We start from the raw sequence: 26092 nt of genomic DNA, 5'->3' as shown, positions 1-26092 counted from the left end.
CCACCAAGGCTGCCGACGCAAGCCTGCGGCCAAAGATCCGAGGGTAATGCAAGGCATGACGCCGTGGCGCGCATCGCCTACGCTGCGCCACATGAGCGAAACGCCACACACTCTCGTCGCCGCCTGCCGTCACACCGAGGACATCAAGAAAAGCCGCTTCCTTGCCCTGGCCGCGCCGGTCGCCACGCCGGAGCAGGCGCTGGCCTTCGTGCGCGAGGCGTCCGCCGCGGATGCCACGCACAACTGCTGGGCCTACCGCATCGGCCAGGACTACCGCTTCAACGACGACGGCGAGCCCGGCGGCACCGCCGGCCGGCCGATCCTGCAGGCGATCGAGGGCCAGGGTTTCGACCGTGTCGCGGTGGTGGTGACGCGCTGGTACGGCGGCATCAAGCTCGGTGCCGGCGGCCTCGCCCGTGCCTACGGCGGCACCGCGGCGGAGTGCCTGCGCACGGCCGAACGCGTGCCCATCGTGGCAATGGCGCGCCTGGTCCTAGACTGCGATTTCGCGGAACTCGCCCTGCTCAAGGCGCGCCTGCGCGAACTGGGCGCCGAGCCGGCGCGGGAGCACTTCGGCGCCGACGGCGTGACGCTGGAACTCGAACTGCCCACGCGGCGCGTCGCCGAAGCCGAACGGCGCATCGCCGACCTCAGTCGCGGCCGCATCACGGTTCGCCGCATGGATTGAACGTCCTGCCGCAGCGCCCGCAAACCGCCATGGTCCGGACTTGAGGAACACCGATGCGCTGCGCACACTGCGCGACCACACGCAGGCGCCGGCATCGGACAAGGGGTTCGATGCCCGTCGCCCTGCCCACGGGGGAACCCATGCAACGCCTGCCCGGCCTCGACCTGTTGCGCGCCATCGCCATCGTCTGGGTGATGCTGTTCCACTCGTGGATGATCGGAGGCGTCGGCGCACCGCTCCAGCCCGTGGCCGATTACGGCTGGATGGGCGTGGACCTGTTCTTCGTGCTCAGCGGCTACCTGATCGGCTACCAGCTGCTGGAACCGCTGAGCCACGGCGAACCGCTGCGCCTCGGCGCGTTCTACCTGCGCCGCGCCTTCCGCATCCTGCCCGCCTTCATGACCGTGCTGGCCGTGTATCTGCTGTTTCCCGCCTGGCGCGAAGCGCCGGGCATGCAGCCGGCGTGGCAATTCCTCACGTTCACGCTGAACCTGCTGATCGACTACCAGCATAACCAAGCGTTCTCGCATGCGTGGTCGCTGTGCGTGGAAGAGCATTTCTACCTGCTGTTTCCATTGCTGGCCTGGTGGTTGGCGCGGCACCCGTCACGAGTGCTCGTCGCCAGCAGCGCCGCGCTCGTGGTGGCAGCGGGCCTGCTGCTGCGCGGCTACGCTTCGCTGCACGGCAAGGACTGGCTGGAAAGCATCTACTACCCGACCTGGACGCGGCTGGATGGCCTGCTGGCCGGCGTGCTGCTGGCGACGACCCACGTCTACCAGCCAAAGTGGTGGGGCGCCATGCAGCGGCGCGCCAATCTGCTCGCCTGCGCGGGCCTGCTGCTGGTCGGCGCCGCGATCTGGCTGTTCCGCGACAAGACCGCCTTCAGCGCCAGCGTGTTCGGCTTCCCGCTGCTGTCCCTGGGGCTGGCCCTGCTGGTGGCTGCTGGCGCGGGCGCCACAAGCTGGCTGGGTCATTGGCGCCTGCCCGGCACGGGCTGGATCGCCACCATCTCGTACAGCCTCTACCTGAGTCACAAACTGGCCATCCACGCAGTGCACGGCCTGTTGCTGCGCTGGCCCGCCGTGCACGGGCTTGCCGCCTTCGCGATGTACGCGCTCGCGATAGCCGCCACCGGCTCATTGCTCCACTACGCCATCGAGCGACCGTTCCTGCGCCTGCGCACGCGACTGGCCCGTGCCGGTTCGCGCAGAATCGTCGAAGCGCAGGCGGCCGCGGCCTGAGCGCGCTTCGCGATTGAATCGCTCCGCGCCAGCCCCATGTGGAACGGATCGCGGCCCGCCGCTCGTTCCACACGACAATTCATGAGCGATACCGCCCAGCCCCGTCCCACCCGCCGCCTTGGCACCTTGCGCCAGCTGTGGCCCTTCCTCAGGCCGCACTGGCGGCTGGCACTGGGCTGGCTGGTGTCCCTGGGCGTGTCGTCCACCGCCACCCTGGTGCTGCCCATGGCCGTGCGGCAGATCATCGACCGTGGCTTCGAGCACACCGACCCTGCCGCGATCAACGCCACCTTCGTGGGCCTGTTCACGGTGGCCCTGGTGCTGGCTGTCGCCACCGCTGCGCGCTACTTCTGCATCACCCTGCTGGGTGAACGCGCGCTCGCTGCGCTGCGCAGCCAGCTCTATGCCCATGTGATCCGGCTCGACGTGGGCTTCTTCGAGCGCAGCCGCGTGGGCGAGCTGAACTCGCGCCTGGGCACCGACACCGAGGTGGTGCAGGCGCTGATCGGCTCGGGCATCTCGGTGGCGCTGCGCAGCGTGGTGATGCTGCTGGGTGCCAGCGCGATGATGATCTGGACCAGCCCGCGCCTCGCCGGGCTCACCGCGCTGGTGATCCCCGCGGTGATGCTGCCGATCCTGGTGTTCGGCCGGCGTGTGCAGAAGCTGTCGCGCGCCAGCCAGGACCGCCTCGCCGACGCCGCGGCGATCGCCAACGAGACGCTCAATGCCGCGCCCGCAGTGAAAGCCTATGCGCGCGAGGACATCGAGAGCACCCGCTACGCCGGCGCGATCACCCGCGCGCTGGCTTCCGCGCGCCGGCGCATCGGTATGCGCGCATGGCTCACCGCCGCGGTGATCGTGCTGTTCTTCGGCGCGATCACCCTGGTGCTGTGGGCCGGCGCGCGCGACGTGCTGGCCGGTACGCTGGGTGCCGGCGTGCTGGGCCAGTTCGTGCTGTACGCGATCTTCGCCGCCGGCTCGGTGGCGGGGCTTTCCGAAGTGTGGGGCGACGTGATGCGTGCGGCCGGCGCGATGGAGCGCATCGGCGAGCTGTTCGCCGAGCACGCCGACATCGCCAGCCCCGCGCAGCCGCAGACGCTGCCGCGCCCGGTCAGCGGCGCGCTCCGCTTCGAGCACGTGCGCTTCCACTACCCTACCCGCCCCGACGCGCCAGCGCTGCACGACTTCAGCCTGGCCATCCGCCCCGGCGAGACGGTGGCCCTGGTCGGCCCTTCCGGCGCGGGCAAGAGCACGGTGCTTGCGCTGTTGCTGCGCTTCTACGACCCGCAGTCCGGCCGCATCAGTTTCGACGGCGTCGATCTGCGCGCGCTGGCGCTGCCCGAACTGCGCGGCGCGATTGCGCTGGTGCCGCAGGAGACCGCGATCTTCGCCGGCAGCGCCGCCGACAACATCCGTTTCGGCCGCCAGGACGCCGGCGACGACGAGGTGATCGAAGCCGCCCACGCCGCCGAGGCGCACGACTTCATCAGCGTCCTGCCCGAAGGCTATGCGGCAGAGCTGGGCGAACGCGGCGTGCGTCTGTCCGGCGGCCAGCGCCAGCGCATCGCGATCGCCCGCGCGATCCTGCGCGATGCGCCGCTGCTGCTGCTCGACGAGGCCACGTCCGCGCTGGACGCGCAATCCGAGGCCGCGATCCAGCAGGCGCTGGCGCGGCTGGAACAGGGACGCACCACGCTGGTCATCGCCCATCGCCTCGCCACCGTGCAGCGCGCCGATCGCATCGTGGTGATGGACGGCGGCCGCATCGTGGCGCAGGGCACGCACGAGAGCCTGCTGGCCGAGGGCGGGCTGTATGCGGAGCTGGCGCGGCTGCAATTCGTGGCGTAGGAGCGCACCCTGTGCGCGATGCTTCTGATGCTTGATCGAAGCAAGAGCCATCGCGCACAGGGTGCGCTCCTACGGTTGGGCATCCACTGCCTGCTTGATCGCTGCGACGAACGCGCGCCGCCCGGCCACCAGTTCCTTCGAGGTCGCGGCCGGCCACGAGGCCACCTGCGCGATCACCAGCTTGCGCGCGGGATCGACATAGACCATCTGCCCGAAGATGCCGATGGCTGCGTAGCTGCCGTCCGTGTCCGTCCACCACAGGTAACTGTAGCCACGGTCCGGCGCATCGGTGCTCGCATGTTCGCGCGTGGCGCCGTGCAGCCAGGCCTGCGCGATCGCCGGCTTGCCGTCGATGCGCCCGCCGCCAAGCATGAACTGGCCCAATCGCGCGTAATCGCCCAGCGTGGCCGAGAGACCGCTGCCGCCGGTGTCGCTGCCGTCGCACTCGTCCTTGCCCCAGTACGCGTCGGAAGCCATGCCGTACGGTTTCCAGACGGCCTCGGACAGGTACGCCGCCAGCGAACGGTGCGTGGCCCGCTGCACCAGGATGCCGAGCAGGTCGGTCTCCGCCGTGTTGTAGTTCCAGTGCGTGCCGGCCGGCCACTGCCGCGGCTGCTTCATCAGGTACGACAGCACGTGCGCGCGGCCGTCGACGCAGGCGCCGAGGTACATCTGCGCCACGTCCGACTTCGCGTCGTCGTAGTCCTCGTTCCAGCGCACGCCCGAGGTCATCGTCAGCAGTTGCTCCACCGTGACGTCGGCATAGGCGCTGCCGCGCAGTTCCGGGATATAGGTGGCGAGCGTGTCGCCCATGCCGTGGATGTAGCCCTGCTGCAGGGCGACCCCCAGCAGCACGGAAGTCACCGATTTGGCCACCGAGAACGAGGTCCAGCGCTGCTGCGGCCCGAAGCCCAGCGCATAGCGCTGCAACCGCACGCGGCCGTCCTGCAGCACCATCACTCCGGCGACGTGGTACTTCGCCATGTACCGGGCCAGCCTTGCCGCTCCTTCGCTCCCGTCCACTGCCAGCGGCTTGCCCGCCGGCAGCGCATGCGTGCGCGCGCCGTGCGCCGCGCGATCGCTGGGAAAGCGCTCGTACATCCGCCGGAACTGTGCATCACGCTCGGCCTGCGGCCAGAACAGCACACCTTCGAGCTGCCGGCCGACACTTGGCTTGGCCGGCTCGCTCGCGGCCGACGGCAGTGAAACACCCAGGCACAGGGCGAGAACGGTCAGGCTGGTTCGAAGGCTTGCAAACATGTCGATGCGTGCCGGCATAGTGGCGAAGCCGCGATTCTACCGGCCACGGGCCACGCGGGGCTTGTCATGCATCAGCCGTACGACACCCGTCGGGCGTGATCCAGCGTTTCCATGGTGCCCGGACCCGGAATCGAACCGGGATACCCGTAAGGGTGAGGGATTTTAAGTCCCTTGCGTCTACCAGTTTCGCCATCCGGGCGGCGAGCGGAATGCCTGCATGCAGGCGGCGCGGATCGTAGCATGCGCTCGCGGCGCAGCCGTCGCGGACACGCGCGCGATACACGGGTTTCGCGCACAAAATCGCCGGGAGCGACTTTCGACATCGCGTCAGCGGTGCTGCGAAGGGAGACCACCAAAAATGGCGGTCGCAAAAAAACCCGCCGTTCGGCGGGTTTCGGGCTGGCGCATGGCCAGCGGGACAATGGAGGCCTAGGTCGGAATCGAACCGGCGTACGCGGATTTGCAGGGCGGCTACTTTATTTAATTTTCAACGACTTATGCGACCTGCCACTGGCTTGACACCCGTTAGCCACCGCTCCCACCCCCTATCATCCTTAAGCAAATGTGTCTAGTCATCGTGGACATCAGTTAGCTCGGCCTCACTTTTCGAACTCTCTGCGAAGAGTGGCGAGAACCTCTCCGTACGTTTCTTTGATATTCCCGCGCGCGAACCGGATGTACTGAACGCCTTGAACATTTGAGAATTCTTCTACGCCCTCCTCAAGTAGCATGATTGCTCGAGCGAAGCCAAGGCGTCCCTGGAACAAGCCGGCTTCGTGGATAACGTTCTGTCGTGCGCGCTGTGCGCCATCAGCCTGTTCGTCTTCCGCAGTCATGACCAAGATGGCAAAAGAACTTTTTTCAACCATCTCTTCGAGAATGTCCCGAATGCTGTGACCGGCGCGTGCGCCGGTCTCGTACGCTTCAATCTTGCAGCCGTGCTTTTCCTGCAAGTGGTCCTTCAGATCTCGCCACAGCTGGCTTCGACCATGGCCCACAAAAATCACTGGAGAGGATGCAATGCGAGGAGGATCAGGAATACGGCTGCGTTCACGTGCCGCTTCGAAGACAGCAAAAACTGACTCCACCCGTGCTCTGGAATCAGCTTGAACGTTGACGCGGGCTTGCGCCCGCTTCGTCCAAACTATTAGCGCTCCGATTCCGACGATGAGGTGCAGAGTTGCATCGTTGTGATAGATGCGATAGTCAGCAAGGAACTCTTCAAGAGAATCGTACTTCCACTCGGACTCGTCGTGCTCGACGGAAAGATTGACGTAGTTAGCCGTAATCTTCTCGTTACCGTACAGCCGAACGAGTTCAACAGTCGCTTCGCGTATCACTTCCGCTGCGAATCGAGTGTGAGTGTATGTCTTGGCTTTCTGCATGCTGGCTGACCTGACGAGAAGGTATTGCTGCGAGACCTGACGCTGGAGTTTAGCGACGGCGAAGCCGTCCGCCTTGAACAAGTTGTTGGGCACGCTCTTCAACAATGCGTACTCCATCTATATGTGAGTTTAGTAGCGAACACAACAATGTGACCACGAGCATCAGCGAGGACTGACGTCATCGGACAGATAGTGCGTGTACGGGAGTTTTTTCACTCGCTGAATCGTGGCAGCAATGCCATTTAAAAACTCACGTCATCGGTTTTCTCGGATGCTTACGCCAGTTTGCCACTCGATGACGAGTGTCAAATGATGGTTTTGACCCCAAATCACAGGATTTTGCGCAAAAAAATAGGCGCCATAGGCGCCTAAGTCTTTGATCGTAAAGCGGGACAATGGAGGCCTAGGTCGGAATCGAACCGGCGTACGCGGATTTGCAGTCCGCTGCATGACCACTCTGCCACCAGGCCATTGTCCGGCCGTTGCGATCATGAACGATCGCCACCTGCTTGAAAAAACAAAACCCCGGCGTAGCGAGGTTTTGCTGGAAAACTGGAGCGGGAAACGAGACTCGAACTCGCGACCCCGACCTTGGCAAGGTCGTGCTCTACCAACTGAGCTATTCCCGCTTGAGGAGCCGCAAATGATAGCAGAACGATGACGGATGTGAAGCCCTCGGCCCGCGCTCCGTTGCGCCGCATTCCAGGCCGCATGCGCGGTCCGGAAACGACGAAGCCCCGGCGTACCAGGGCTTCGTGCGTGAATCTGGAGCGGGAAACGAGACTCGAACTCGCGACCCCGACCTTGGCAAGGTCGTGCTCTACCAACTGAGCTATTCCCGCTTGGGAGGGCGCATTCTAATACGCGAACGCGTCGCGTCAAGACTTCCCCGCCTGCCCTGTTCAACCGTCGCCGGGCGCGCCCGGCCGCCGCGGCGCGTCGCCGCGCAGGGTGGGCCAGGCCGCATGCAGGTAGTACAGGCCCGACCAGATGGTGAGCACGCCGGCGAGCACCAGCAGCGCCTCGCCGATGTGGTACAGGCGCAGCGCGGTGGCCTCCTTCTCGTGCTGCACGATCAGCACCACCAGCGCCACGATCTGCATCACCGTCTTCAGCTTGCCGATGAAGGCCACCTTGACCGTGGCGCGCATGCCGACTTCGGCCATCCATTCGCGCAACGCCGAAATGCTGATCTCGCGCCCCACGATCACCGCCGCGGTCACCGCCATCACGATGCTGGACCAGCCCTCCGGGTGCGACTCCACCAGCAGGAACAGGGTCACCGCCACCATCAATTTGTCGGCCACCGGGTCGAGGAAGGCACCGAAGGCCGAGGTGAGGTTCATCCGCCGTGCCAGAAAGCCATCCAGCCAGTCGGTGACGGCGGCAAGCACGAACACGATCGCGGCGGTGATGTTGTGGCCATGGAACGGCAGGTAGAACACCAGCACCATCACCGGCAGCAATGCCACGCGGAACAGGGTCAGCCAGGTGGGAAGGTTGATTTGCATGGGAGGACCTGCGGGTTTGCCACAGTGTCGCATGCCGCCGCGTCATGGCGCAGCGAAAAATGCCGAAACGCGCCGTCCGGTCGGCGCGCCTTCAACCGTGCAACGCGTCGTAGATGCGTTCGGCCAGGCCGCGGTCGATGCCCTTCACGCGCATCAACTCCTCCACGCCGGCAGCCTCCACCCCGGCCAGGCCGCCGAAGGTTTTCAGCAGCGCGGCGCGACGGCGCGCGCCCACGCCGGGCACGTCCTCCAGCACGCTGCGCTCGCGCGCCTTCTCGCGCCGCTTGCGGTGGCCGCTGATCGCGAAGCGGTGCGATTCGTCGCGCACCGCCGCCACCAGGTGCAGCGCCGGCGAAGTCGGGCCGGGATGGATCTCGCGGCCCTGGTCGACCAGGATCAGCGTCTCCTCGCCCGCGCGCCGCGCCGGCCCCTTGGCCACGCCAACCACGTGGATGCCGGCGACGCCCAGTTCCTTCAGCACCTCCAGCGCCTGCGCCACCTGGCCACCGCCGCCGTCGATCAGCAGCACGTCGGGCTTCGCGCCCTCGCCTTCGGCCACCTTGCGGAAGCGCCGGGTCAGCGCCTGGTGCATGGCGGCGTAGTCGTCGCCCGGCGTGATGCCGGCGATGTTGAAACGGCGGTAATGCGACTTCTCCGCCCCTTCCGGCCCGAACACCACGCAGGAGGCCACGGTGAGCTCGCCACGGGTGTGGCTGATGTCGAAGCACTCGATGCGCCGCGGCGGCTCGGGCAGTTCCAGCAGCTTCTGCAGGTCCTCGAAACGCGTGCCCAGGGTCTGCCGACTCGCGAGGCGCTGGGTCAGCGACGCCTGCGCGTTGCGCTCGGCCATCTGCAGGAAACGCGCGCGCTCGCCGCGCACGCTGCTCTTCAGTTCCACCGCATGCCCGCTCTGTTCCGCCAACACCTCGGCGAGCACGGCCTGTTCCGGCAGTTCCTCGCCCAGGATCAGCTCACGCGGCACCGGGCGCTCCAGGTAGTACTGCGCCACGAACTGGGCCAGCAGGTCGGCCGGCTCGGCATCCAGCGGCAGGCGCGGGAAGAAGTCGCGCGTGCCCAGGCTGATGCCGCCGCGGAAGAACAGCACGCTGACGCAGGCCAGGCCCGACTCGATGCGACAGGCGATCACATCCATGTCGGCGCTGGCGCCCTGCACGTGATGCTGCGCCTGCAGTTGCCGCAGCGCAGCCACCTGGTCGCGCAGCGCGGCGGCGCGCTCGAAGTCCAGTTTCGCGCTGGCCTGCTCCATCGCCATGGCCAGTTCGTCGATCACCGCGCTGCTGCGGCCTTCCAGGAACATCTCGGCGTGGCGCACGTCGCCGGCATAGTCCTCCTTCGTGACCAGCCGCACGCACGGCGCGGTGCAGCGGCCGATCTGGTACTGCAGGCAGGGCCGCGAGCGGTTGCGGAAGTAGCTGTCCTCGCACTGGCGCACCTTGAACAGCTTCTGCATCAGGCCCAGGCTCTCGCGCACCGCGAAAGTGCTGGGGTACGGTCCGAAATAGCGTCCCGGCAGGTTCTTCGCGCCGCGGTGGAAGGCCAGCCGCGGATAGTCCTCGCCACCGGAGAGATAGATGTAGGGGTAACTCTTGTCGTCGCGCAACATGATGTTGTAGCGCGGCTTCAGCGACTTGATCAGCTGCGACTCCAGCAGCAGCGCCTCGCCTTCCGTGCGCGTGACGGTGATCTCGCAGCGTGCGATCTGCGCGATCATCGCGGCGATGCGCGGCTCCAGGCGCGGCTTGAGGAAATAGCTGCCCACACGCTTCTTCAGGTTGCCCGCCTTGCCCACGTACAGGAGCTCGCCGTCCGCGTCGAAATAGCGGTAGACGCCGGGCGAAGTGGTAAGGGTGCGGACGAAGGCCTTGCCGTCGAAGGCCAGCGGCGATGTGGGCTGCATGCGTGGATTCTAGCCGCTTCGACTTGTCGCGGCCGATATCATGGACGCTCCTGTCGATTGCCTGGCGGAGACACCCATGGGCTGCCTGCCGATCCCCATCCTGTTCGTGCTCGGCGTGCTGATCGGCGATTGGCTGTGGGGCGACCGCGGCGTGCTGTGGGGCGCCGGCGTTGGCCTGCTGCTCGGGGTGATCCTGTTCGGCATCTTCATCGCGAAGCTGCGCCAGCGTCGCTGAGCCTTGCCAAAAGGCTGCAGCGCGTCGGGCGCCATCCGGGGATCAGCAGCCAGCGTCGCGCAGGCGCTCGACCAGGCCGGCGACGCCGCGTTCGGCCAGTTTCACCGCTGCGGCAAAGCCGGCAGTGTCGCCATGCCACGGATCGGGAAATTCCACTGGCGGTGCCGTGCCGGTCCACTCGAGGAACAAAGCGGTCTGCTCCACCTGTCCAGGCGTTGCGGCGAGTTTGCGCAACTCGCGCAGGTTGTCGCGATCCATCGCCAGCAACAGGTCGTAGTCCGTGAAATCGTGCCCGCGCAGTTGGCGTGCGCAGTGCAGCGACAAGTCATGGCCCGCGGCTCGCGCCGCCGCGATCATGCGCGGGTCGGCGCCCTCGCCTGCATGCCAGCCGCCGGTGCCGCAAGACGCCACGGCCACGTCCAGTCCGGCCTCGGCCAGACGCTTGCGCGCAACGGCTTCGACCAGCGACGAACGGCAGATGTTGCCGAGGCAGACGAACAGCACGCGCCGCACGTTCATCCCTGCGTTCGCAGCCATTGTTCGGCGCGCACCAGGTCGGCCTCGGTGTCGATGCCGGGCGGGAACGGCTCCGGCGTGAGCCGCACGGCGATCGCATGGCCGTGCTCCAGCACGCGCAGCTGTTCCAGCGACTCGGCCTGTTCCAGCGGCGTACGCGCCAGCCGCGCGTACCGTGCGAGGAAGCCTGCGCGATAGGCATAGATGCCGATGTGGCGCAGGAACGGCGTGTTTGCCGGCACCACCTCGCGACTCGCGGCAAAGGCGTCGCGCGCCCACGGCAAGGGTGCGCGGCTGAAGTACAGCGCACGGCCGTTCGTGCCGCGCACCAGCTTCACCACGTTCGGATCAAACAGTTCATGCGCGTCGGCGATCGGGGTCGCCAGCGTGGCCATCGGCGCATCGTCCTCGGCCAGCGCACACGCCACCTCGCGGATGCCGGCCGCGGGCGCGAACGGTTCGTCGCCCTGCAGGTTCACCACGATGGCGTCGTCGGCCCAGCCGCATAGGCCCGCGCATTCCGCAAGACGGTCACTGCCGGAGGCATGCTCGGCACGCGTCATGCAGACCCTGACGCCCTGCCCGGCCAGCGCATCGGCGATGCGCGCATCGTCCGTCGCCACCACCACGTCCGCCGCACCCGCCTGCAAGGCCCGCTGCACCACGCGCACCACCATGGGCACGCCGGCGATCTCGCGCAGCGGCTTGGCCGGCAGGCGCGTGGAACCATAGCGGGCGGGGATGGCGACGATGAAGGGCGGGACAGTGGGCATGGCGGACTCGGTATGGGCCGCCAAGCCTAACCCGCACGCCCCTTCATGTGTAGGAGCGCACCCTGTGCGCGAATGCCCTGGTGCTGGACAAAGCCAAGAGCATTCGCGCACAGGGTGCGCTCCGACACGGAGACGGCCAGGTCGAAGCCGCAGCCGTTGGCCAGCGCCATGAAACCGGGGAACGAGGTGGCCACATGACAGCAGTCATTGATGCGCACCGGCGCCTGTGCCACCAGCCCGGCCACCGCGAAGCTCATCGCGATCCGGTGGTCGGTGAGGCTTTCCACCGCGCCGCCGGCGAGCGTACCGCCATGGATGGTTGCGCCATCGGGCGTCTCGTCGACCGTGATGCCCAAGGCACGCAAGCCCGTGGCCATGGCGGCGAGACGGTCGGATTCCTTCACGCGCAATTCGGCAGCGCCGCGGATGACGGTATTGCCATTGGCCACCGCCGCGGCGACGAACAGCGCCGGGAACTCGTCGATCATGTCGGGCACCAGCGCCTCGGGCAGCTCGACGCCGTGCAACGGCGCATAGCGCACCACCAGGTCGCCCACCGGCTCGCCGCCGCTGGTCGTCCCGTTCTCGATGCGGATGTCCGCACCCATCAGTCGCAACGCTTCCAGCAGCCCGGTACGGCGCGGGTTGAGGCCGACCGCCGGCAGGCGCAGCCCGGAGCCGGGCACAATGCTCGCGGCGACGAGGAAGAACGCCGCCGAGGAGAAATCCGCCGGCACGTCCACGTCGGTGGCATGCAGCGCATGGCCACCGGAAAGCTTCGCGCGGCCGGGCTCGAACGCGATCGGCCAGCCGAACGCGGCCAGCATGCGCTCGGTGTAGTCGCGAGTGGGATGCGGCTCGATCACCTCGGTCTCGCCTTCCGCATACAGGCCCGCGAGCAGCAGCGCGGACTTCACCTGCGCGCTGGCCACCGGCAGTTCGTAGCGGATGCCGTGCAGGTGCTGGCCGCCGTTGACGCGCAGTGGAGGCAAGCCGCCCTGCGTGTCGATGCGCGCGCCCATCGCGGCCAGCGGATCGGTGACGCGGCGCATCGGCCGCTTCGACAGCGAGGCGTCGCCGACCAGGGTGCTGTCGAAGGCCTGCCCGGCCAGCAGGCCGGCCAGCAGGCGCATGCCGGTGCCCGCGTTGCCGCAGTCCAGATCTTGCGCGCTTGCGCGCAGGCCGTGCAGGCCCACGCCATGCACGAGGCGCTCGCCGTCGGCAGGCGTGTCGATGCGCACGCCAAGCTGCTGCAACACGGCGGCGGTGGCGCGGGTGTCCTCGCCTTCGAGAAAACCGCGGATGTGCGACGTGCCGTCCGCCAGCGCGGCGAACATCAGCGCGCGGTGCGAGACGGACTTGTCGCCCGGCACGCCCACGCTGCCCCGCAGCGGTCCGGCCGGGCCGCTGCGCCAGTCCATGCGCCCGTTCACGGCAGTGCCACCGGGTAGGAGCCGAGCACGCGCAGCTGCGCCACCGACTGTTCGATCTCCTTCACCGCCGCCTGCAGCGCCTCGTCCTGGATATGGCCGGAAACGTCGATGAAGAACGCGTACTGCCACTTGCCGCTGTGCGCGGGACGCGATTCGATGCGGTTGAGGCTCACCCCGTGCTGTGCGAACGGACTCAGCACGTGGTACAGCGCGCCCGGCTGGTCGTTCACCGTGATCAGCAGCGAGGTGCGGTCATTGCCCGAGGGCGGGAACAGGCTGCGGCCGATCACCAGGAAGCGGGTGGTGTTGTCGGCGCGGTCCTCGATGCCGGTGGCCAGCGTCTTCAGGCCGTACACCTTGCCGGCCGTCTCGCCGGCGATGGCGCCGGCGTCGTCGGCATGGCGTGCCAGCCGCGCGGCCTCGGCGTTGCTGCCTACCGCCTCGCAGGCCACGTGCGGCAGGTTCATGCGCAGCCAGGTCTTGCACTGCTGCAGCGACTGCGCATGCGCATAGACGCGCTTGATGGATTCAAGGTTGCCCGCCATCGAATGCAGGCACTGGTGCACGCGCAGCTCGACTTCGCCGCAGATGCGCGCGTCGGAAGTGAGGAACATGTCCAGCGTCACCTGGATCATGCCCTGGCCGGAGTTCTCCACCGGCACCACGCCGAAGTCGGCATGGCCGGCGGCGACTTCCTGGAACACCTCCTCGATGCTGCCCAGCGGCAGGCCGTAGGCGGCATGGCCGAAGTGCTTGCGCACTGCCTGCTCGCTGAAGGTGCCCTCGGGGCCGAGGTAGCCGATCTTCAACGGGTCTTCCTGCGCCAGGCACGAGGACATGATCTCGCGGAACAGTCGCACCATCTCGGCGTCGGGCAAGGGCCCCTTGTTGCGGTCCACCACCATGCGCAGCACGTGCGCCTCGCGCTCGGGGCGGTAGTAGTCGATCGCGGACAAGCCCTCGCCCTTCACCCGCGCCACTTCCTGCGCCCAGTTGGCGCGCTCGGAGATCAGCTCCTGGATCTGCCGGTCGATGCTGTCGATGCGCTCGCGCACATTGGCCAGCGAGGTCTTGCTGTCTGTCATGTTAGAGCCTGCTCATGATCTCCGAGTACCTCGCGCCGTAGTCTGTTTGCGCGCAGGCCAAGGAAGAACGAAGGAGTGGACGTCCGTCCACGACTGAGTGATGACGAAGGGATGCGGGCAAACAGACCCGGCCCTTCGGGTTGCCATCGAATGGCCGCCATGCGGCAGCGCGCGGCTTGGCCTGACAGCCAGTCAGGCGCTGTGCCACGCACTACCACCTGACGGCCATTCGATGGCAACGCGGGGTGCTCGGAGATCATGAGCAGGCTCTTTATGTCTGGATGGATAGAAGGCCAAATGCGGTTTGCCGATGATGCCCGAAACGCTCAGCCGTGTCGCCTCGCGAAGTCGCGCATGAATGCGACCAGTGCCTCCACCGCCTCCGGCGGCACCGCGTTGTAGAGCGAGGCGCGCATGCCGCCCAGCGCCTTGTGGCCCTTCAGCGCGATCAGGCCGGCGGCCTCGGATTCGGCCAGGAACGGCGCGTCCAGCGCGCTGTCGTGCAGGGTGAACGGCACGTTCATGCGCGAGCGCGCGGCCGGATCGATCGCGTTGCGGTAGTAGCCGCCGGAACCGTCGATGGCCGCATACAGCCGCGCGGCCTTGGCCTGGTTGCGCTCGGCCATCGCGGCGAGGCCGCCCTGCGCCTTCAGCCACTGGAAGGTGAGCCCGGCCAGGTACCAGCCCCAGGTGTTCGGCGTGTTGAGCATGGAGTCGTTCGCGGCATGCTCGGCGTAGCGGAAGATCTTCGCCATCGGCCGCGTGGCACGCGCCAGCAGGTCGCGGCGCACGATCATCAGCACCAGGCCGGAAGGGCCGATGTTCTTCTGCGCGCCGGCGTAGATCAGGCCAAAGCGGCGCACGTCCAGCGGCGCCGAGAGGATGTCGGAGGACATGTCGGCCACCAGCGGCACCTCGCCCACGTCGGGGACGACGTGGTGCTGCAGGCCGTGGATGGTCTCGTTGGGCGTGTAGTGCACGTAGGCGGCGCGTGGGTCGAGCTTCCATTCCCCGCGCGGAGGCAGGCGGCGGTAATCGTCGGCCTTGCTGTCGGCGGCCACGTTGACCCTGACGTAGGTCGCCGCCTCGCTGGCCGCCTTGGCGCCCCAGTGGCCGTTGACGATGTAGTCGGCGCTGTCGCCCTCGCCCGCCAGGTTCATCGGGATCTGCGCGAAGTGCTGGGTGGCGCCGCCCTGCAGGAACAGCACGGCATAGTCGTCGGGGATCGCGGCCAGTTCGCGCAGGTCCGCCTCGGTGCGGGCCGCCATGGCGATGAAGCGCTTGCCGCGGTGCGACTGCTCCATCACCGACATGCCGCTGCCGTCCCAGTCCAGCAGCTCGCGCTGCGCGCGCTCGAGCACCTCGCGCGGCAGCGCCGCCGGACCCGCACTGAAATTCCACACCTGGCTCACCGATCGTTCCCCGTGGCTGCGTCCACCGCATTATGCCGCGTCGCAACATGGAACCGTCAATGGGTTTTTTGAGTAGTGCGGCCAAGGATGGCCGCCCATTTGATTTCCGCGATCATGGATGATCGCAAAGGTACCGAGTAGTGCGGCGAGGGATGGCCGCCCGTTTGATTCTCGCGACCATGGATGATCGCAAGATCAGAAGCGGATCCACAGCACCAGGGCGATGCCCAGCGCCAGCACGGCGGCGGTCACGATCAGCCACCACACCTCGCCACGCGGACCGGCGGCATCCTCGGGGAGTGGCTGCGCCGGCGGCTCGGGCGGCGCGATCGCGGGCTCCGCTTCCATTCCCGGCGCGTCGAGCACGAAGCGATGCGGCCCCAGGCTGAGCTGATCGCCGGCCTGCAGCACCACGCGCTGCACCGGTACACCATTCACCCGCAGCGGATAGGTCGTCGACGCCTGCGTCGTCTCGAGCACCAGGCCGTCGTCCTGCCAGCCCAGCTTCAGGCTCGCCATCTCGCCTTGCGGCAGTTCAAGCGGGCAACGACCGTAGGGTCCCAGATCCAGGCCGGTGCCGATCGGCAGGACCCGTCCCGACAAGGTACCGGCCAGCGCGCGCAGCGCCGCGGTGCAACGCGCCTGCACCGGGACTGCCGCGACTTCGCGCTGCTCCGGCGACGTGTCGTCGCGCAGCAGCATGCGGCAATCACCCACGCTCAGCATGTCGCCGGGACGCAACAAGGCGCGTTCGCGCACCGGCCGCGCATTCACGTACACGCGCGTGGCCGAAGGCAGCACCTGCAGCACCCAGCCGCGCCGATCCTGCTCGATGCGCAGGTGCCGCGGCGCGGCCTGCGTCGCCGAGAGCACCAGATCGTTGTCCGCCGCACTGCCTATCCGCAATTGCGGCTTTGCCCACGGGAAATCTTCGCGGGCGGAATGGAGAAACTCGATGCGCATCGCCGTACCAGTCCATTGACCACGGCACTCTAGCATGCAGTTCCTGAGCACTCGTTCACGTTTTGCGCGACGTCATGCAGCATCGATATCGTGGCGCGCGAGGACGTATCATGCCCGCCCCGACGGAGCCCCGCATGCCCAGCATCGACATTCACCGCCCCCACCGCCTGCCGCTGCCGGAAGCCCGTGCCGTGGTCGAAAAGGTGGCCGCACGCATGCACGAGAAGTTCGACCTTGATGGTCACTGGCAGGGCGACACCCTGCACTTTTCCCGCCCCGGCGTGAACGGCCAGATCGCCGTGAGCGACGACATGATCCGGGTGCGCGTCGAACTCGGCCTGCTGCTGTCCCCGCTCAAGGGCATGATCGAGCAGGAGATCCGGCGCAAGCTGGATGAGCATTTCGCCTGACGATTTTTTGCGACCGCCTCCACCATCCATGGCAGCCGCCCTTCGGGCCATCGCGGCACGATGTCAAGCATGTCTGCCGGCGATATTTTGATCGCGGGCCCGACCGTGGCATAATCGCCCGCTTATGCGGCCACCATGGTCGCTCTCCGACCCGGAACACATGGCCAAAGACGACGTCATCGAAATGGAAGGCACGGTCCTGGAGACCCTGCCCAACACCATGTTCCGCGTGCAGCTGGAGAACGGGCACGTGGTCATCGCCCACATCTCCGGGCGCATGCGCAAGCATTACATCCGCATCCTCACGGGCGACAAGGTCAAGATCGAGATGACCCCGTACGACCTGAGCAAGGGACGCATCACCTACCGCATGAAATAAGGCGACGGCCGCATCGGCATGGAAAGGCCGCGCAGTGCGCGGCCTTTTGTGTTGCCTGGTCCCGGCTTGTGGTCACTCCACCACGGCTGGCACTTTCTCGGCGGCTTCGCAGCCTACCGCCAGTTCACCGTTCTTCACGCCCAGCGTCACCTTGCCGCCTTCGGCCAGCTTGCCGAACAGCAGCTCGTCGGCCAGCGCGCGCTTCACCTTCTCCTGGATCACCCGCGCCATCGGCCGGGCGCCCATCTGCGCGTCGAAGCCGTGCTCGGCCAGCCAGTGGCGCGCCTCGGCATCCACGTCCAGGCTCACGTGCTTCTCGGTGAGCTGCGCTTCCAGCTCGATCAGGAATTTGTCCACCACGCGCAGGATGTGCTCGAAGTCCAGCGCGTTGAACTGGATGATCGCGTCCAGCCGGTTGCGGAATTCCGGCGTGAAGCTGCGGCGGATCACCTCCATCGCGTCGGTGTGGTGGCTCTGCGTCACGAAGCCGATGCTGCGCCGCGAGGCCTGCGCCGCGCCGGCGTTGGTGGTCATCACCAGGATCACGTTCTTGAAGTTCGCTTCGCGTCCGTTGGTGTCGGTGAGCACGCCGTGGTCCATCACCTGCAGCAGGATGTTGTAGACGTCCGGGTGCGCCTTCTCGATCTCGTCCAGCAGCAGCACCGCATGCGGATGCTTGGTCACTGCCTCGGTGAGCAGGCCACCCTGGTCGAAGCCCACGTAGCCCGGGGGCGCGCCGACCAGGCGCGATACCGAGTGCGCCTCCATGTACTCGGACATGTCGAAGCGGATCATCTCGATGCCGAGCTGCAGCGCCAGCTGGCGGGTGACCTCGGTCTTGCCCACGCCGGTGGGACCGGCGAGCAGGAAGCAGCCGATCGGCTTGGCCGGGTCGGCCAGGCCCGAACGTGCCATCTTGATCGAGGCGGCCAGCGCCTCGATCGCGGCATCCTGGCCGAACACCACCATCTTCAGGTTGCGCTCCAGATTCCTCAGCACATCACGGTCGGAAGCCGAGACCTGCTTGGCCGGGATGCGCGCCATCTTGGCCACGATGTACTCCACCTCGGCCACGTCCACCTTGCCGCTGCGCTGGTCCTCGGGCAGCAGCCGTTGACGGGCGCCCGCCTCGTCGATCACGTCGATCGCCTTGTCCGGCAGCAGGCGGTCGGGGATGTGCTTCACCGACAGATCCACCGCCGCCTTCAGCGACTCGTTGGTGTAGATGACGTTGTGGTGCTCCTCGAAACGCGAGCGCAGGCCCTTGAGGATCTCGATGCTGTCGGCCACCGAGGGCTCGACCACGTCGATCTTCTGGAAGCGGCGCGCCAGCGCGCGATCCTTCTCGAACACGCCGCGGTATTCCTGGAACGTGGTCGAGCCGATGCAGCGCAGCTCGCCGGAGGCCAGCAGCGGCTTGATCAGGTTGCTGGCGTCCATGGTGCCGCCCGAGGCGGAACCGGCGCCGATGATGGTGTGGATCTCGTCGATGAACAGGATCGCGCCCTGCTGCTTCTTCAGCTGGGCGATGACGCTCTTGAGGCGCTTCTCGAAGTCGCCGCGGTACTTGGTGCCCGCCACCAGCGCGCCCAGGTCGAGCGACCAGATCGTGGCGTTCTCCAGCACCTCGGGCACCTCGCCGTCCACGATGCGCTTGGCCAGGCCCTCGGCCAGCGCGGTCTTGCCCACGCCGGCGTCGCCCACGTAGAGCGGGTTGTTCTTGCGGCGGCGGCACAGCACCTGGATGGTGCGCTCGATCTCGTCGGCGCGGCCGATCAGCGGGTCGATCTTGCCTTCCAGCGCCAGTTCATTGAGGTTGCTGGCGTACTCGGAGAGCGGATTGCCCTTCGCCTCGCCGCCTTCCTCGCCCTCGCGCTCGATGCCGCCGGCGGGGCCAGTCGCGGACTCGTCGCCCACCTTGGCGATGCCGTGCGAGATGTAGTTGACCACGTCCAGCCGGGTGATCTCCTGCTGGTGCAGGAAATACACGGCGTGGGAATCCTTCTCGCCAAAGATCGCCACCAGCACGTTGGCACCGGTGACCTCCTTCCGCCCCGAGGATTGCACATGGTAGACGGCGCGCTGCAGCACGCGCTGGAAACCGAGCGTGGGCTGGGTGTCGCGCTCGTCGCCGTGCGGCAGCACCGGCACGGTCTCGGCGATGACCTTTTCCAGCTCATGGGTGAGCCGCGGCAGGTCCACGCCACAGGCGCGCAACGCGCCCAGCGCGGACTGGTTGGCGGTGAGCGCGAGCAGCAGGTGCTCCACGGTCATGAACTCGTGGCGCTGCTCGCGGGCCTGCTTGTAGCACTGGCCGATGGTGACTTCGAGATCCTTGCTGAACATCCGGACCGTCTCCGTTGCAATGGCATGGGCGGCTATGCCGCGATGGCTACATAGTGGGGGCAGCTAGATCATTTCCATAGTATCGCCGGGGCGGCCACTAGAGCTTCTCCATGGTGCATAGCAGAGGGTGCTGATGGGAGCGTGAATACTCGTTGACCTGGGTGACCTTGGTCTCGGCCACCTCGCGGGTAAACACGCCGCATACACCCTTGCCGCGGGTATGCACATGCAACATCACCTGCACGGCACGCTCCTGGTCCAGGCCGAAGAAGCCGCGCAACACCTCGACCACGAAATCCATCGGCGTGAAATCGTCGTTGAGCAGCACCACCTGGAACAACGGCGGCCTCGCCACCTCCGGCTTCGCAGTCTGCACCGCCAGGCCGTGACTGCCTTCCTGTTCGTTTTCGGGTTCGTGAGCCATGTAATGAAGAGTGTTCCTTCGACAGATTCGATTATACGCCGCGCCGACTGCACGCCCGGCGACGATTGGATTCTCAGGTAATGGCACAATGACGGCTTTTCCACCCCCTCCCCTCATGCCCTCTTCCGCTGTCACCGATGCGATCTGGCGCCCCCACGTCACCGTGGCCTGCGTGGTGGGCGACGGCGCGCGCTACCTGATGGTCGAGGAAGAAGTGAATGGCCGGCTCGCCTACAACCAGCCTGCCGGACACCTGGAGGATCGTGAACGCCTCGTCGATGCGGCGGCACGCGAAACGCTGGAGGAAACCGGCTGGACGGTGCAGCCCACCCACCTGATCGGCGTGCACCAGTGGCGCAGCACCGAACACGGCGAAGGCGTGATCCGCTTCAGCTTCGCCGCACGTCCCATCAGCCACGATCCGGCGCGCCCCCTGGACGCCGGCATCCGCCGCGCCCTGTGGCTGGACCGCGCCGAAATCGCCGCGCTGGGTGAGCGCCTGCGCAGCCCGCTGGTACTGGCGAGCATCGACGCATGGCTCGCCGGCGCCCGCTTTCCGCTGGACGCGCTGCACGCCTGGCCGCCCGGCACCACGCCATGAAGGTGATGCTGGGCATTTCCGGCGGCGTCGACTCCTCGGTCGCGGCGCTGCTGCTGCAACAGGCCGGCCACGAGGTCGAGGGCCTGTTCATGCAGAACTGGGAAGAGGACGACCGCAACGGCCCCTGCACCGCCGACGCCGACCGCAAGGACGCCGTGGCCGTGTGCGGCCGGCTGGGCATCCCGTTCCACGCGCGCAACTTCGCCGCCGAGTACTGGGACGGCGTGTTCGCGCACTTCCTCGCCGAATACCGCGCCGGTCGCACGCCCAATCCCGATGTGCTGTGCAACCGCGAGATCAAGTTCAAGGCCTTCCTCGACGAGGCGCGCGCGCTGGGCGCGGAGAAGATCGCCACCGGCCATTACGCCCGCGTGGACTGCCGCGGTGGCGCGTACCGCCTGCTGCGCGCGGTCGATGCAGCCAAGGACCAGACCTACTTCCTGCACGCGCTGGGCCAGGCGCAGCTGGCGGTCACGCTGTTCCCGGTCGGCGAGATCGAGAAGCCGCTGGTGCGTGAGCTGGCGCGCGAGGCGCGACTACCCACGCACGCGAAGAAGGACTCCACCGGCATCTGCTTCATCGGCGAGCGCGATTTCCGCAGCTTTCTGGCGCAGTACATCCCGGCCCGGCCCGGCGAGATGCGCACGCCCGAGGGTGCAAGAGTCGGCGAACACCAGGGCGCGATGTATTACACGCTGGGCCAGCGCAACGGCCTGGGCATTGGCGGGCGCCAGGGCGCCAGCGGCGAGCCCTGGTACGTGGTGGGCAAGGACGTGGCGGCCAATGTGCTCTACGTGGCCCAGGGCAACGCCAACCACTGGCTGGATTCGCGCACGCTGCGCAGCGAAGCGCCGACCTGGGTGGCCGGCCACGCACCGGCCGCCCGTTTCCGCTGCACCGCCAAGACCCGCTACCGCCAGGCCGACCAAGCCTGCGAAGTGCAAGTGCTGGACACAGGGCTTGAGGTACGCTTCGACACCCCGCAACGTGCAGTGACCCCCGGGCAATCGGTGGTGTTCTACGACGGCGAAGCCTGCCTCGGTGGCGCGGTGATCGCCGCCACCGACGCGCCCTTCGGCGGCCTTCCCCTATCAGGAACGAGAGTTGACGGTGCTTGATGCCTTTTCGATGAACGAGGAACGCGTGCTGGCCCTGGCCGGCCTTTACCAGGCCTGTGCGCTGGTGCAGCAGCTGGCCAACCAGGGCCGCTGCGACGAGAGCGCGATGGACGCCAGCATCGCCAGCGTGTTCCGCATCGATGCCCCCTCGGTGGTCGGCGTGTACGGCAGCATCGCCAGCATGCGGCTGGGCCTGCGCAACCTGGTGTCCCAGCTCGACGAGAACAGCGAGGACATGGCCGTGACCCGCATGGCGATGACCGTGATGCGGCTGGAACGCAGCCTGTCCGGCCGCCTGGAACTGCTCGACCAGCTGCAGCAGGGCATCCGCGCGGCGCAGCGCCAGGTCGAGCATTTCGGCCAGGGTTCCAGCCAGGTCACCGCGCGCCTGGCCGAGCTGTATGCCGCCACCCTGTCCACCCTGCGCCCGCGCGTGATGGTCAACGGCAACCCGCAGCACCTGCAGCAGGCGGCCGTCGTCGAGAAAGTGCGCAGCAACCTGCTTGCGGCCGTGCGCTCTGCCGTGCTGTGGCGCCAGCTCGGCGGCCGCCAGTGGCAACTGCTGCTGTTCCGCCGCCAGTGCAGCATGCTGGCGCGCGGGCTGCTCACCGGGGCCACGCTGGACAGCGGGCGCTAGGAGCCTGGGCGACAGAAGCCGTCCGGGCTGCAAAGGCCGCCAAGCGGTCCATGTTTCCGCCGCTTCTTGGCCCATGGCGATGGCTGTGGGCCGGCGAATCGTCGAAAACCTGTCCTCGCTCGGTACGCTTTTCGCCTCGAACGTTTCTGCCGCCCAGGCTCCTAGCCGAGCAACTTCAATCCCGGCAACTGCCTTGCCAACGCACGCAACAGCTTGGCGAAGGCGGCAAGGTCGGCACTCCACGGCGTGGCCTCGCGCCAGTACAGCGCGATCTCGCGACCCGACGCCTGCCCCTTGATCTTCGCCAGCACGATGTCGGGTTTGGAGGCCAGCCGCTCGTGCGCCAGCGCGGGCACCAGCGCGTGCCCCCCGCGCAGGCTGACCAGGGCGGCCAGGCTTTCCAGGCTCACGTCCTGCACGTGGCCGTCGCCGTCGGCATGGCTCTCGGCCATCAGGATCGCATCGGCCTTTTCCAGTTGCTCCAGTGCCACGCTGCGCCGGCCGGCCAGCGGGTGGTCGGCGCGCAGCATCGCTTCCCATGGCTCGAAGAACAGCGGCTGCATCGCGATGCCGCTGGCCAGCGGCGCGAGCGGCGCCAGCACGGCGTCGAGTTCCGCCTCGTGCAGGCGGCGCAGCAGGCCGCGCGGCTTGCCTTCGGAGATACCCAGCCGCACGCCGGGGAAATGCTGCGGAAACGGTGCGATCAAGTGCGGCAGCAGGTAGGGGCCCAGCGAGGCCGGCACGCCCAGCCGCAGCTCGCCGCCGAAGGCCACGGCACCGGCGCGCGCGGTCTGCTGCAGCAATTCCGCCGCGGCGATCAAGGCATCGATGCGCTCCAGCAGGCGCCAGCCGCCTGCGGTGGGCACCACCTTGCGGCCGCCGCGCTCGAACAGCGGCGCGCCCAGCGCCTGTTCCACCTTCTGCACCTGGTGCGACAGCCCGGACGGGCTGATATGCATGGCCCGCGCCGCGCTGTTGAAGCTGCCGTGGCGGTGCACCGCCTGCACCATCATCAGGTCGCGCAGCGAAATCGCCGAAATATGCGAAGAGATCATCCGTGCGCCCATGGTTGCCGCCATGGGCGAAGCATAAACGACGAAGCCCGGCATGCGGCCGGGCTTCGCTTTCCATCCTTGCTCCCGCTCGCGGGCCAGGGACCGGAGAAGGAGCGCATGTCCGCTCACTCCGCCGACTTGATCAAATCCAGCAGTGCCCCGCGTTGCCGGGGCGACAGGCTGCGGTAGCGCACCAGCAGCGCGCGCTCCTTCTCGTCGCGGGCCACCGGCGACGTCTCGTCGGGAGCGTCCCGCACCATGCGTTCCGACAATGCGCCGACCGCGCCGGTACCGCAGATCAGTTCGTCCAGCGAGCGGCGCAATTGGCGGCGCAGCTCCGGCAGCATGCGGAAACTAGGCGTCTCGCGGCCATTTTCCCAAGCCGAAACCGAGGACTTGGTAACGCCCAGTTCAAAGCCGAGCTGCTCCTGCGTCATCCCTGCGGCCACGCGCGCCTCGCGCAGGCGATCGCCGAAATGCTTCATCCGCAGGCTCCGTGGACGGGGCCTCTGACGGTATGGGGGTTCCGAACGCGTGTCGTGCGGACATGGCTTGACACCGAAAGTTCGGAAATTCCACACTTGGAAGGAAGGAGATGCTTGACCTGGGGCAAGGAAAGCCACGCAGAACACCAGCAGCACAAGGGGACACCAATGACAAGCTTTACGACCGCTCAACTGATTGAGCGAGTGTTCCATCGCGTCGCATACGTGATGCATCACATGTGGCAGGAAGATGGTTGCTCGGACACACGCTTGCTGGGCGAGCCACTTGTCCCCGACAAGTATGTCGTGGTCGGCGAATCGATCCGTGGCTCCGAGTACCGGGAACACGTCATTCCACGGCTTGTCCTGTGCGACGAATGCCTTGCCATGTTCTCCCGCAGGGAGAGCATAGAAGCCGTAGCCAAATTCCTTCAGGAAAATCTGAAGATCGTGCGCATCTCGCGCGCCGAACGGCACATGCTCGACAGCAGCTCGCAACTCAACCTTAGACAACGCATGCCTGATGACTGGAACTTTTCCAGCGGCGATCCATTCGTGCGACTCAAGTTAGCCAACATTGAATTCCGCAAATCAGGCGACACCTAAAACCGCCACAGAACCATACATCACGAGCTCCGTCCACGACGATTAAAAATATCTAACACACGAAGGCGTTTCAAATGCAACCTGCAGAGAAATTTGCAATTACATTAATCACACTAGTTGCTTTAATAGCAACAATTACCGGATGCAACCAAAACCAAACGCAAATTCCGAGCACCCCATCAAGTTCCGCAAAAAATCCCGGAAACACGGGTACTGAACCCACCAAACAGGCCCCGCCCAACGCCACCCCAGCATCGCGCCAGCCTGTTTCAGCCACTGAAAAAACCTCAGTAACCGATCCTGTCGTGCAGGCGATTCATTGTAAAGATATCCAGTACGACAATCCTAACTACTCCAGCAACATGGATAAGCTAGCGACCCTTGCAAGGCTGCCTAACAATTATTATTCACGGTATGACGAAGACGTAGTTGGATACCTGTGCAAAGGTGACACAAAATCCATCCAAGGCGAAGTCGATGATGGTTATGTAAAACAGTCCGAGGTAGATGGCATTAAGGAGGCCTTGGGATTAGATGACCGATCCGAAATGGGCATGAGCTACGGCTATTCTCGTCAAAAATTCTCAAGCATGGGCCTGTGCGAAGCATGTGCCGACAATGTTGCACAATACTATACGAAGAAGCCAGATTCAGAGTGCGGCAGGCTCGCCAAGCAAGCGCTAGAGGGGAACCCTAAAGCCATCAACACCCTTCAGTCGTTCCCAGATTACTGCATATGGAAATATAGTAACGAAAACAACATTCCATCAGATACATCACAACAACCAAGCCAGTCCGATTCCGCAACAAAACCGGTTTCTGTTAATGATTTTATTTTAGACAGCCAAAACTACGCCGATGGTCAAATCGCAAGCATTTACGGACTACCTTTCTGCATCAACGGATCAAATTGCAGTCTGTACGCCGATGGAGATGGCGTCAATTCAGTCTCCTTCACTTATCAACTTCCCAGAAACGACAGGGAAAAGCTGATCACCTGCGACATGATTTCCAACAGATGCCAGGCCACAATCTCTGGAACTGTCACCCATGATGACTCAGGCGACATCTCCATCAATGCGATTTCAATAGTCTGGTCGGAGCCTATTGACACAACTCGTGCAGCAGAACAGTGAGGATTGCCCCATGTTCTGCGCAAACTGTGGTGCCAAAGCCAACGACGAAGCACATTTCTGCCAAAGCTGTGGGCAGTCGTTAAAGGCTGCCACCCTACCCGTTCCGGCAACTCCATCCACGCCAGAATCTCTATCTCCTGCCAGCTTCAAGCAACAATCACCCACCGCTACTGTTGTCACAGTGACCTCGCGCACAGCACAACCATCCCCCACCGGGTCGGCCGCCGTACGCAAAGGCATGACGCAAGCTAAATTCAACGAGGAAAACAGCGGCATCATGGTGGGGGAGATCATGCTGATCTCCATCGCGACCGGCATGGCCACTACCTCTTGGTGGTGGTTCGGTGGCCTGTTCCTTGGCCTCGTTGTCGCCATGAACATCAAGCCACTGGCGAAATTACTGGCCTTCGTGTTGAGCCTTGGCTGGGGGCTCGTGGGCTATGGAATCGGCGTGATCTTCCACTCCCAGCCCGCATCCATCGTTCTTGGCTTGTTGGGTTTCATGTGCGGGCTTGGCCTGCATCTGTCCGCGATCCAATGGTTTCGGGACATTTGAAGCACTTGTGATTCAACATCGAAAACGACGAGGCCACGCTCGAAGCCGGGCCTCGTCGTTTTTGAGGAATG

At 66.0% G+C, this 26092-nt stretch carries 26 protein-coding genes and 4 tRNA genes; 12 read left to right on the top strand and 18 right to left on the bottom strand.

Annotated features, from left to right (window positions below):
- Positions 1–91 precede the first annotated feature (91 nt).
- The 3 genes from ABQJ54_RS00325 (at position 92) to ABQJ54_RS00315 (ending at position 3777) form a co-directional block, all read left to right on the top strand.
- Entirely contained in the window at positions 92–688 is a 597-nt protein-coding gene (locus ABQJ54_RS00325) for an IMPACT family protein (protein WP_367852289.1), read from the top strand.
- 140 nt (positions 689–828) lie between these two features.
- Positions 829–1929, top strand: a complete 1101-nt coding sequence (locus tag ABQJ54_RS00320) for an acyltransferase family protein (RefSeq protein ID WP_367852288.1) — start codon at positions 829–831, stop codon at positions 1927–1929.
- 81 nt (positions 1930–2010) lie between these two features.
- Positions 2011–3777: an ABC transporter transmembrane domain-containing protein gene (locus ABQJ54_RS00315; RefSeq protein WP_367852287.1), complete on the top strand. Its 1767-nt coding sequence runs from the start codon at positions 2011–2013 to the stop codon at positions 3775–3777.
- A gap of 69 nt (positions 3778–3846) precedes the next feature.
- Here the strand turns inward: ABQJ54_RS00315 and ABQJ54_RS00310 are convergent, their stop codons facing one another.
- From ABQJ54_RS00310 to uvrC, 8 genes are all read right to left on the bottom strand, one after another.
- A complete protein-coding gene (locus ABQJ54_RS00310; protein WP_367852286.1) occupies positions 3847–5037 on the bottom strand; it encodes a serine hydrolase domain-containing protein in 1191 nt (396 codons plus the stop codon).
- A 112-nt stretch (positions 5038–5149) separates the two neighbouring features.
- Positions 5150–5236 (bottom strand) — tRNA-Leu (locus ABQJ54_RS00305).
- A gap of 400 nt (positions 5237–5636) precedes the next feature.
- Entirely contained in the window at positions 5637–6515 is an 879-nt protein-coding gene (locus tag ABQJ54_RS00300) for a TIR domain-containing protein (RefSeq protein ID WP_367853536.1), read from the bottom strand.
- Positions 6516–6818: 303 nt separating this feature from the next.
- A tRNA-Cys gene (locus tag ABQJ54_RS00295) sits at positions 6819–6892 on the bottom strand.
- An 83-nt stretch (positions 6893–6975) separates the two neighbouring features.
- Positions 6976–7051, bottom strand: a tRNA-Gly gene (locus ABQJ54_RS00290).
- A 137-nt stretch (positions 7052–7188) separates the two neighbouring features.
- Positions 7189–7264 (bottom strand) — tRNA-Gly (locus tag ABQJ54_RS00285).
- A 60-nt stretch (positions 7265–7324) separates the two neighbouring features.
- A complete protein-coding gene (gene pgsA, locus ABQJ54_RS00280) occupies positions 7325–7933 on the bottom strand; it encodes a CDP-diacylglycerol--glycerol-3-phosphate 3-phosphatidyltransferase (RefSeq protein WP_367852285.1) in 609 nt (202 codons plus the stop codon).
- A 91-nt stretch (positions 7934–8024) separates the two neighbouring features.
- A complete protein-coding gene (uvrC, locus tag ABQJ54_RS00275) occupies positions 8025–9851 on the bottom strand; it encodes an excinuclease ABC subunit UvrC (protein ID WP_367852284.1) in 1827 nt (608 codons plus the stop codon).
- Between the two features lie 76 nt (positions 9852–9927).
- Between uvrC and ABQJ54_RS00270 the strand changes: the two genes are divergently transcribed.
- Positions 9928–10086 carry a hypothetical protein gene (locus ABQJ54_RS00270; RefSeq protein ID WP_367852283.1) on the top strand — a complete coding sequence of 53 codons (159 nt, stop codon included), beginning with the start codon at positions 9928–9930 and terminating at the stop codon, positions 10084–10086.
- A gap of 42 nt (positions 10087–10128) precedes the next feature.
- Here ABQJ54_RS00270 and ABQJ54_RS00265 read toward each other — a convergent pair whose 3' ends face one another.
- From ABQJ54_RS00265 to ABQJ54_RS00240, 6 genes are all read right to left on the bottom strand, one after another.
- Positions 10129–10605: a low molecular weight protein-tyrosine-phosphatase gene (locus tag ABQJ54_RS00265; RefSeq protein ID WP_367852282.1), complete on the bottom strand. Its 477-nt coding sequence runs from the start codon at positions 10603–10605 to the stop codon at positions 10129–10131.
- Positions 10602–11375: a 3-deoxy-manno-octulosonate cytidylyltransferase gene (gene kdsB, locus ABQJ54_RS00260; protein WP_367852281.1), complete on the bottom strand. Its 774-nt coding sequence runs from the start codon at positions 11373–11375 to the stop codon at positions 10602–10604. The genes ABQJ54_RS00265 and kdsB overlap by 4 nt, the downstream gene beginning before the upstream one ends.
- Positions 11376–11401: 26 nt before the next feature.
- The gene (aroA, locus tag ABQJ54_RS00255; protein WP_367853535.1) at positions 11402–12796 is read right to left on the bottom strand and encodes a 3-phosphoshikimate 1-carboxyvinyltransferase; all 1395 of its coding nucleotides are present in this window, start codon (positions 12794–12796) and stop codon (positions 11402–11404) included.
- A gap of 8 nt (positions 12797–12804) precedes the next feature.
- Positions 12805–13893 carry a prephenate dehydratase gene (gene pheA / locus ABQJ54_RS00250; protein ID WP_367852280.1) on the bottom strand — a complete coding sequence of 363 codons (1089 nt, stop codon included), beginning with the start codon at positions 13891–13893 and terminating at the stop codon, positions 12805–12807.
- A gap of 326 nt (positions 13894–14219) precedes the next feature.
- Positions 14220–15305 carry a 3-phosphoserine/phosphohydroxythreonine transaminase gene (gene serC, locus ABQJ54_RS00245; RefSeq protein WP_367852279.1) on the bottom strand — a complete coding sequence of 362 codons (1086 nt, stop codon included), beginning with the start codon at positions 15303–15305 and terminating at the stop codon, positions 14220–14222.
- Between the two features lie 195 nt (positions 15306–15500).
- Positions 15501–16268, bottom strand: coding sequence for an FHA domain-containing protein (locus tag ABQJ54_RS00240; protein ID WP_367852278.1), 768 nt, complete (start codon positions 16266–16268; stop codon positions 15501–15503).
- Positions 16269–16402: 134 nt separating this feature from the next.
- Here ABQJ54_RS00240 and ABQJ54_RS00235 point away from each other — a divergent pair, with 134 nt between their 5' ends.
- Both ABQJ54_RS00235 and infA read left to right on the top strand, forming a co-directional pair.
- A complete protein-coding gene (locus ABQJ54_RS00235) occupies positions 16403–16678 on the top strand; it encodes a polyhydroxyalkanoic acid system family protein (RefSeq protein ID WP_367852277.1) in 276 nt (91 codons plus the stop codon).
- 160 nt (positions 16679–16838) lie between these two features.
- Positions 16839–17057, top strand: coding sequence for a translation initiation factor IF-1 (gene infA / locus ABQJ54_RS00230; RefSeq protein ID WP_077485337.1), 219 nt, complete (start codon positions 16839–16841; stop codon positions 17055–17057).
- A 72-nt stretch (positions 17058–17129) separates the two neighbouring features.
- Here the strand turns inward: infA and clpA are convergent, their stop codons facing one another.
- On the bottom strand, positions 17130–19403 hold the full coding sequence (gene clpA / locus ABQJ54_RS00225; protein ID WP_367852276.1) for an ATP-dependent Clp protease ATP-binding subunit ClpA: 2274 nt from the start codon (positions 19401–19403) through the stop codon (positions 17130–17132).
- 97 nt (positions 19404–19500) lie between these two features.
- Entirely contained in the window at positions 19501–19827 is a 327-nt protein-coding gene (gene clpS, locus ABQJ54_RS00220) for an ATP-dependent Clp protease adapter ClpS (RefSeq protein WP_367852275.1), read from the bottom strand.
- Positions 19828–19942: 115 nt separating this feature from the next.
- Between clpS and ABQJ54_RS00215 the strand changes: the two genes are divergently transcribed.
- The 3 genes from ABQJ54_RS00215 to hflD are packed head-to-tail and all read left to right on the top strand — an operon-like array spanning position 19943 to position 22183.
- The gene (locus ABQJ54_RS00215) at positions 19943–20428 is read left to right on the top strand and encodes an NUDIX hydrolase (RefSeq protein WP_367852274.1); all 486 of its coding nucleotides are present in this window, start codon (positions 19943–19945) and stop codon (positions 20426–20428) included.
- On the top strand, positions 20425–21546 hold the full coding sequence (gene mnmA / locus ABQJ54_RS00210; RefSeq protein WP_367852273.1) for a tRNA 2-thiouridine(34) synthase MnmA: 1122 nt from the start codon (positions 20425–20427) through the stop codon (positions 21544–21546). Before ABQJ54_RS00215 ends, mnmA begins: the two co-directional genes overlap by 4 nt.
- Positions 21547–21556: 10 nt before the next feature.
- The gene (gene hflD, locus ABQJ54_RS00205; RefSeq protein WP_367852272.1) at positions 21557–22183 is read left to right on the top strand and encodes a high frequency lysogenization protein HflD; all 627 of its coding nucleotides are present in this window, start codon (positions 21557–21559) and stop codon (positions 22181–22183) included.
- Between the two features lie 161 nt (positions 22184–22344).
- Here hflD and ABQJ54_RS00200 read toward each other — a convergent pair whose 3' ends face one another.
- Entirely contained in the window at positions 22345–23250 is a 906-nt protein-coding gene (locus ABQJ54_RS00200; RefSeq protein WP_367852271.1) for a LysR family transcriptional regulator, read from the bottom strand.
- A 113-nt stretch (positions 23251–23363) separates the two neighbouring features.
- Positions 23364–23723 carry a helix-turn-helix transcriptional regulator gene (locus tag ABQJ54_RS00195; RefSeq protein WP_367852270.1) on the bottom strand — a complete coding sequence of 120 codons (360 nt, stop codon included), beginning with the start codon at positions 23721–23723 and terminating at the stop codon, positions 23364–23366.
- A gap of 114 nt (positions 23724–23837) precedes the next feature.
- On the opposite strand from ABQJ54_RS00195, the gene ABQJ54_RS00190 reads away from it, so the two are divergent.
- The 3 genes from ABQJ54_RS00190 to ABQJ54_RS00180 all read left to right on the top strand — a co-directional run bounded on the left by ABQJ54_RS00190 (position 23838) and on the right by ABQJ54_RS00180 (position 26021).
- Positions 23838–24329, top strand: coding sequence for a hypothetical protein (locus ABQJ54_RS00190; RefSeq protein WP_367852269.1), 492 nt, complete (start codon positions 23838–23840; stop codon positions 24327–24329).
- Between the two features lie 74 nt (positions 24330–24403).
- Positions 24404–25465 (top strand): hypothetical protein, encoded by a 1062-nt coding sequence (locus ABQJ54_RS00185; protein ID WP_367852268.1) that lies wholly within the window; start codon positions 24404–24406, stop codon positions 25463–25465.
- Positions 25466–25475: 10 nt separating this feature from the next.
- Positions 25476–26021, top strand: coding sequence for a zinc ribbon domain-containing protein (locus ABQJ54_RS00180; protein WP_367852267.1), 546 nt, complete (start codon positions 25476–25478; stop codon positions 26019–26021).
- Positions 26022–26092: the final 71 nt, after the last annotated feature.

This window comes from Rhodanobacter lycopersici, from assembly GCF_040812335.1.
In the GTDB taxonomy this organism is placed as follows: Bacteria; Pseudomonadota; Gammaproteobacteria; order Xanthomonadales; family Rhodanobacteraceae; genus Rhodanobacter_A; species Rhodanobacter_A lycopersici.
The sequence above is the reverse complement of the archived record's forward strand: the minus strand, read 5'-3'. Positions and strand labels throughout refer to the sequence as shown.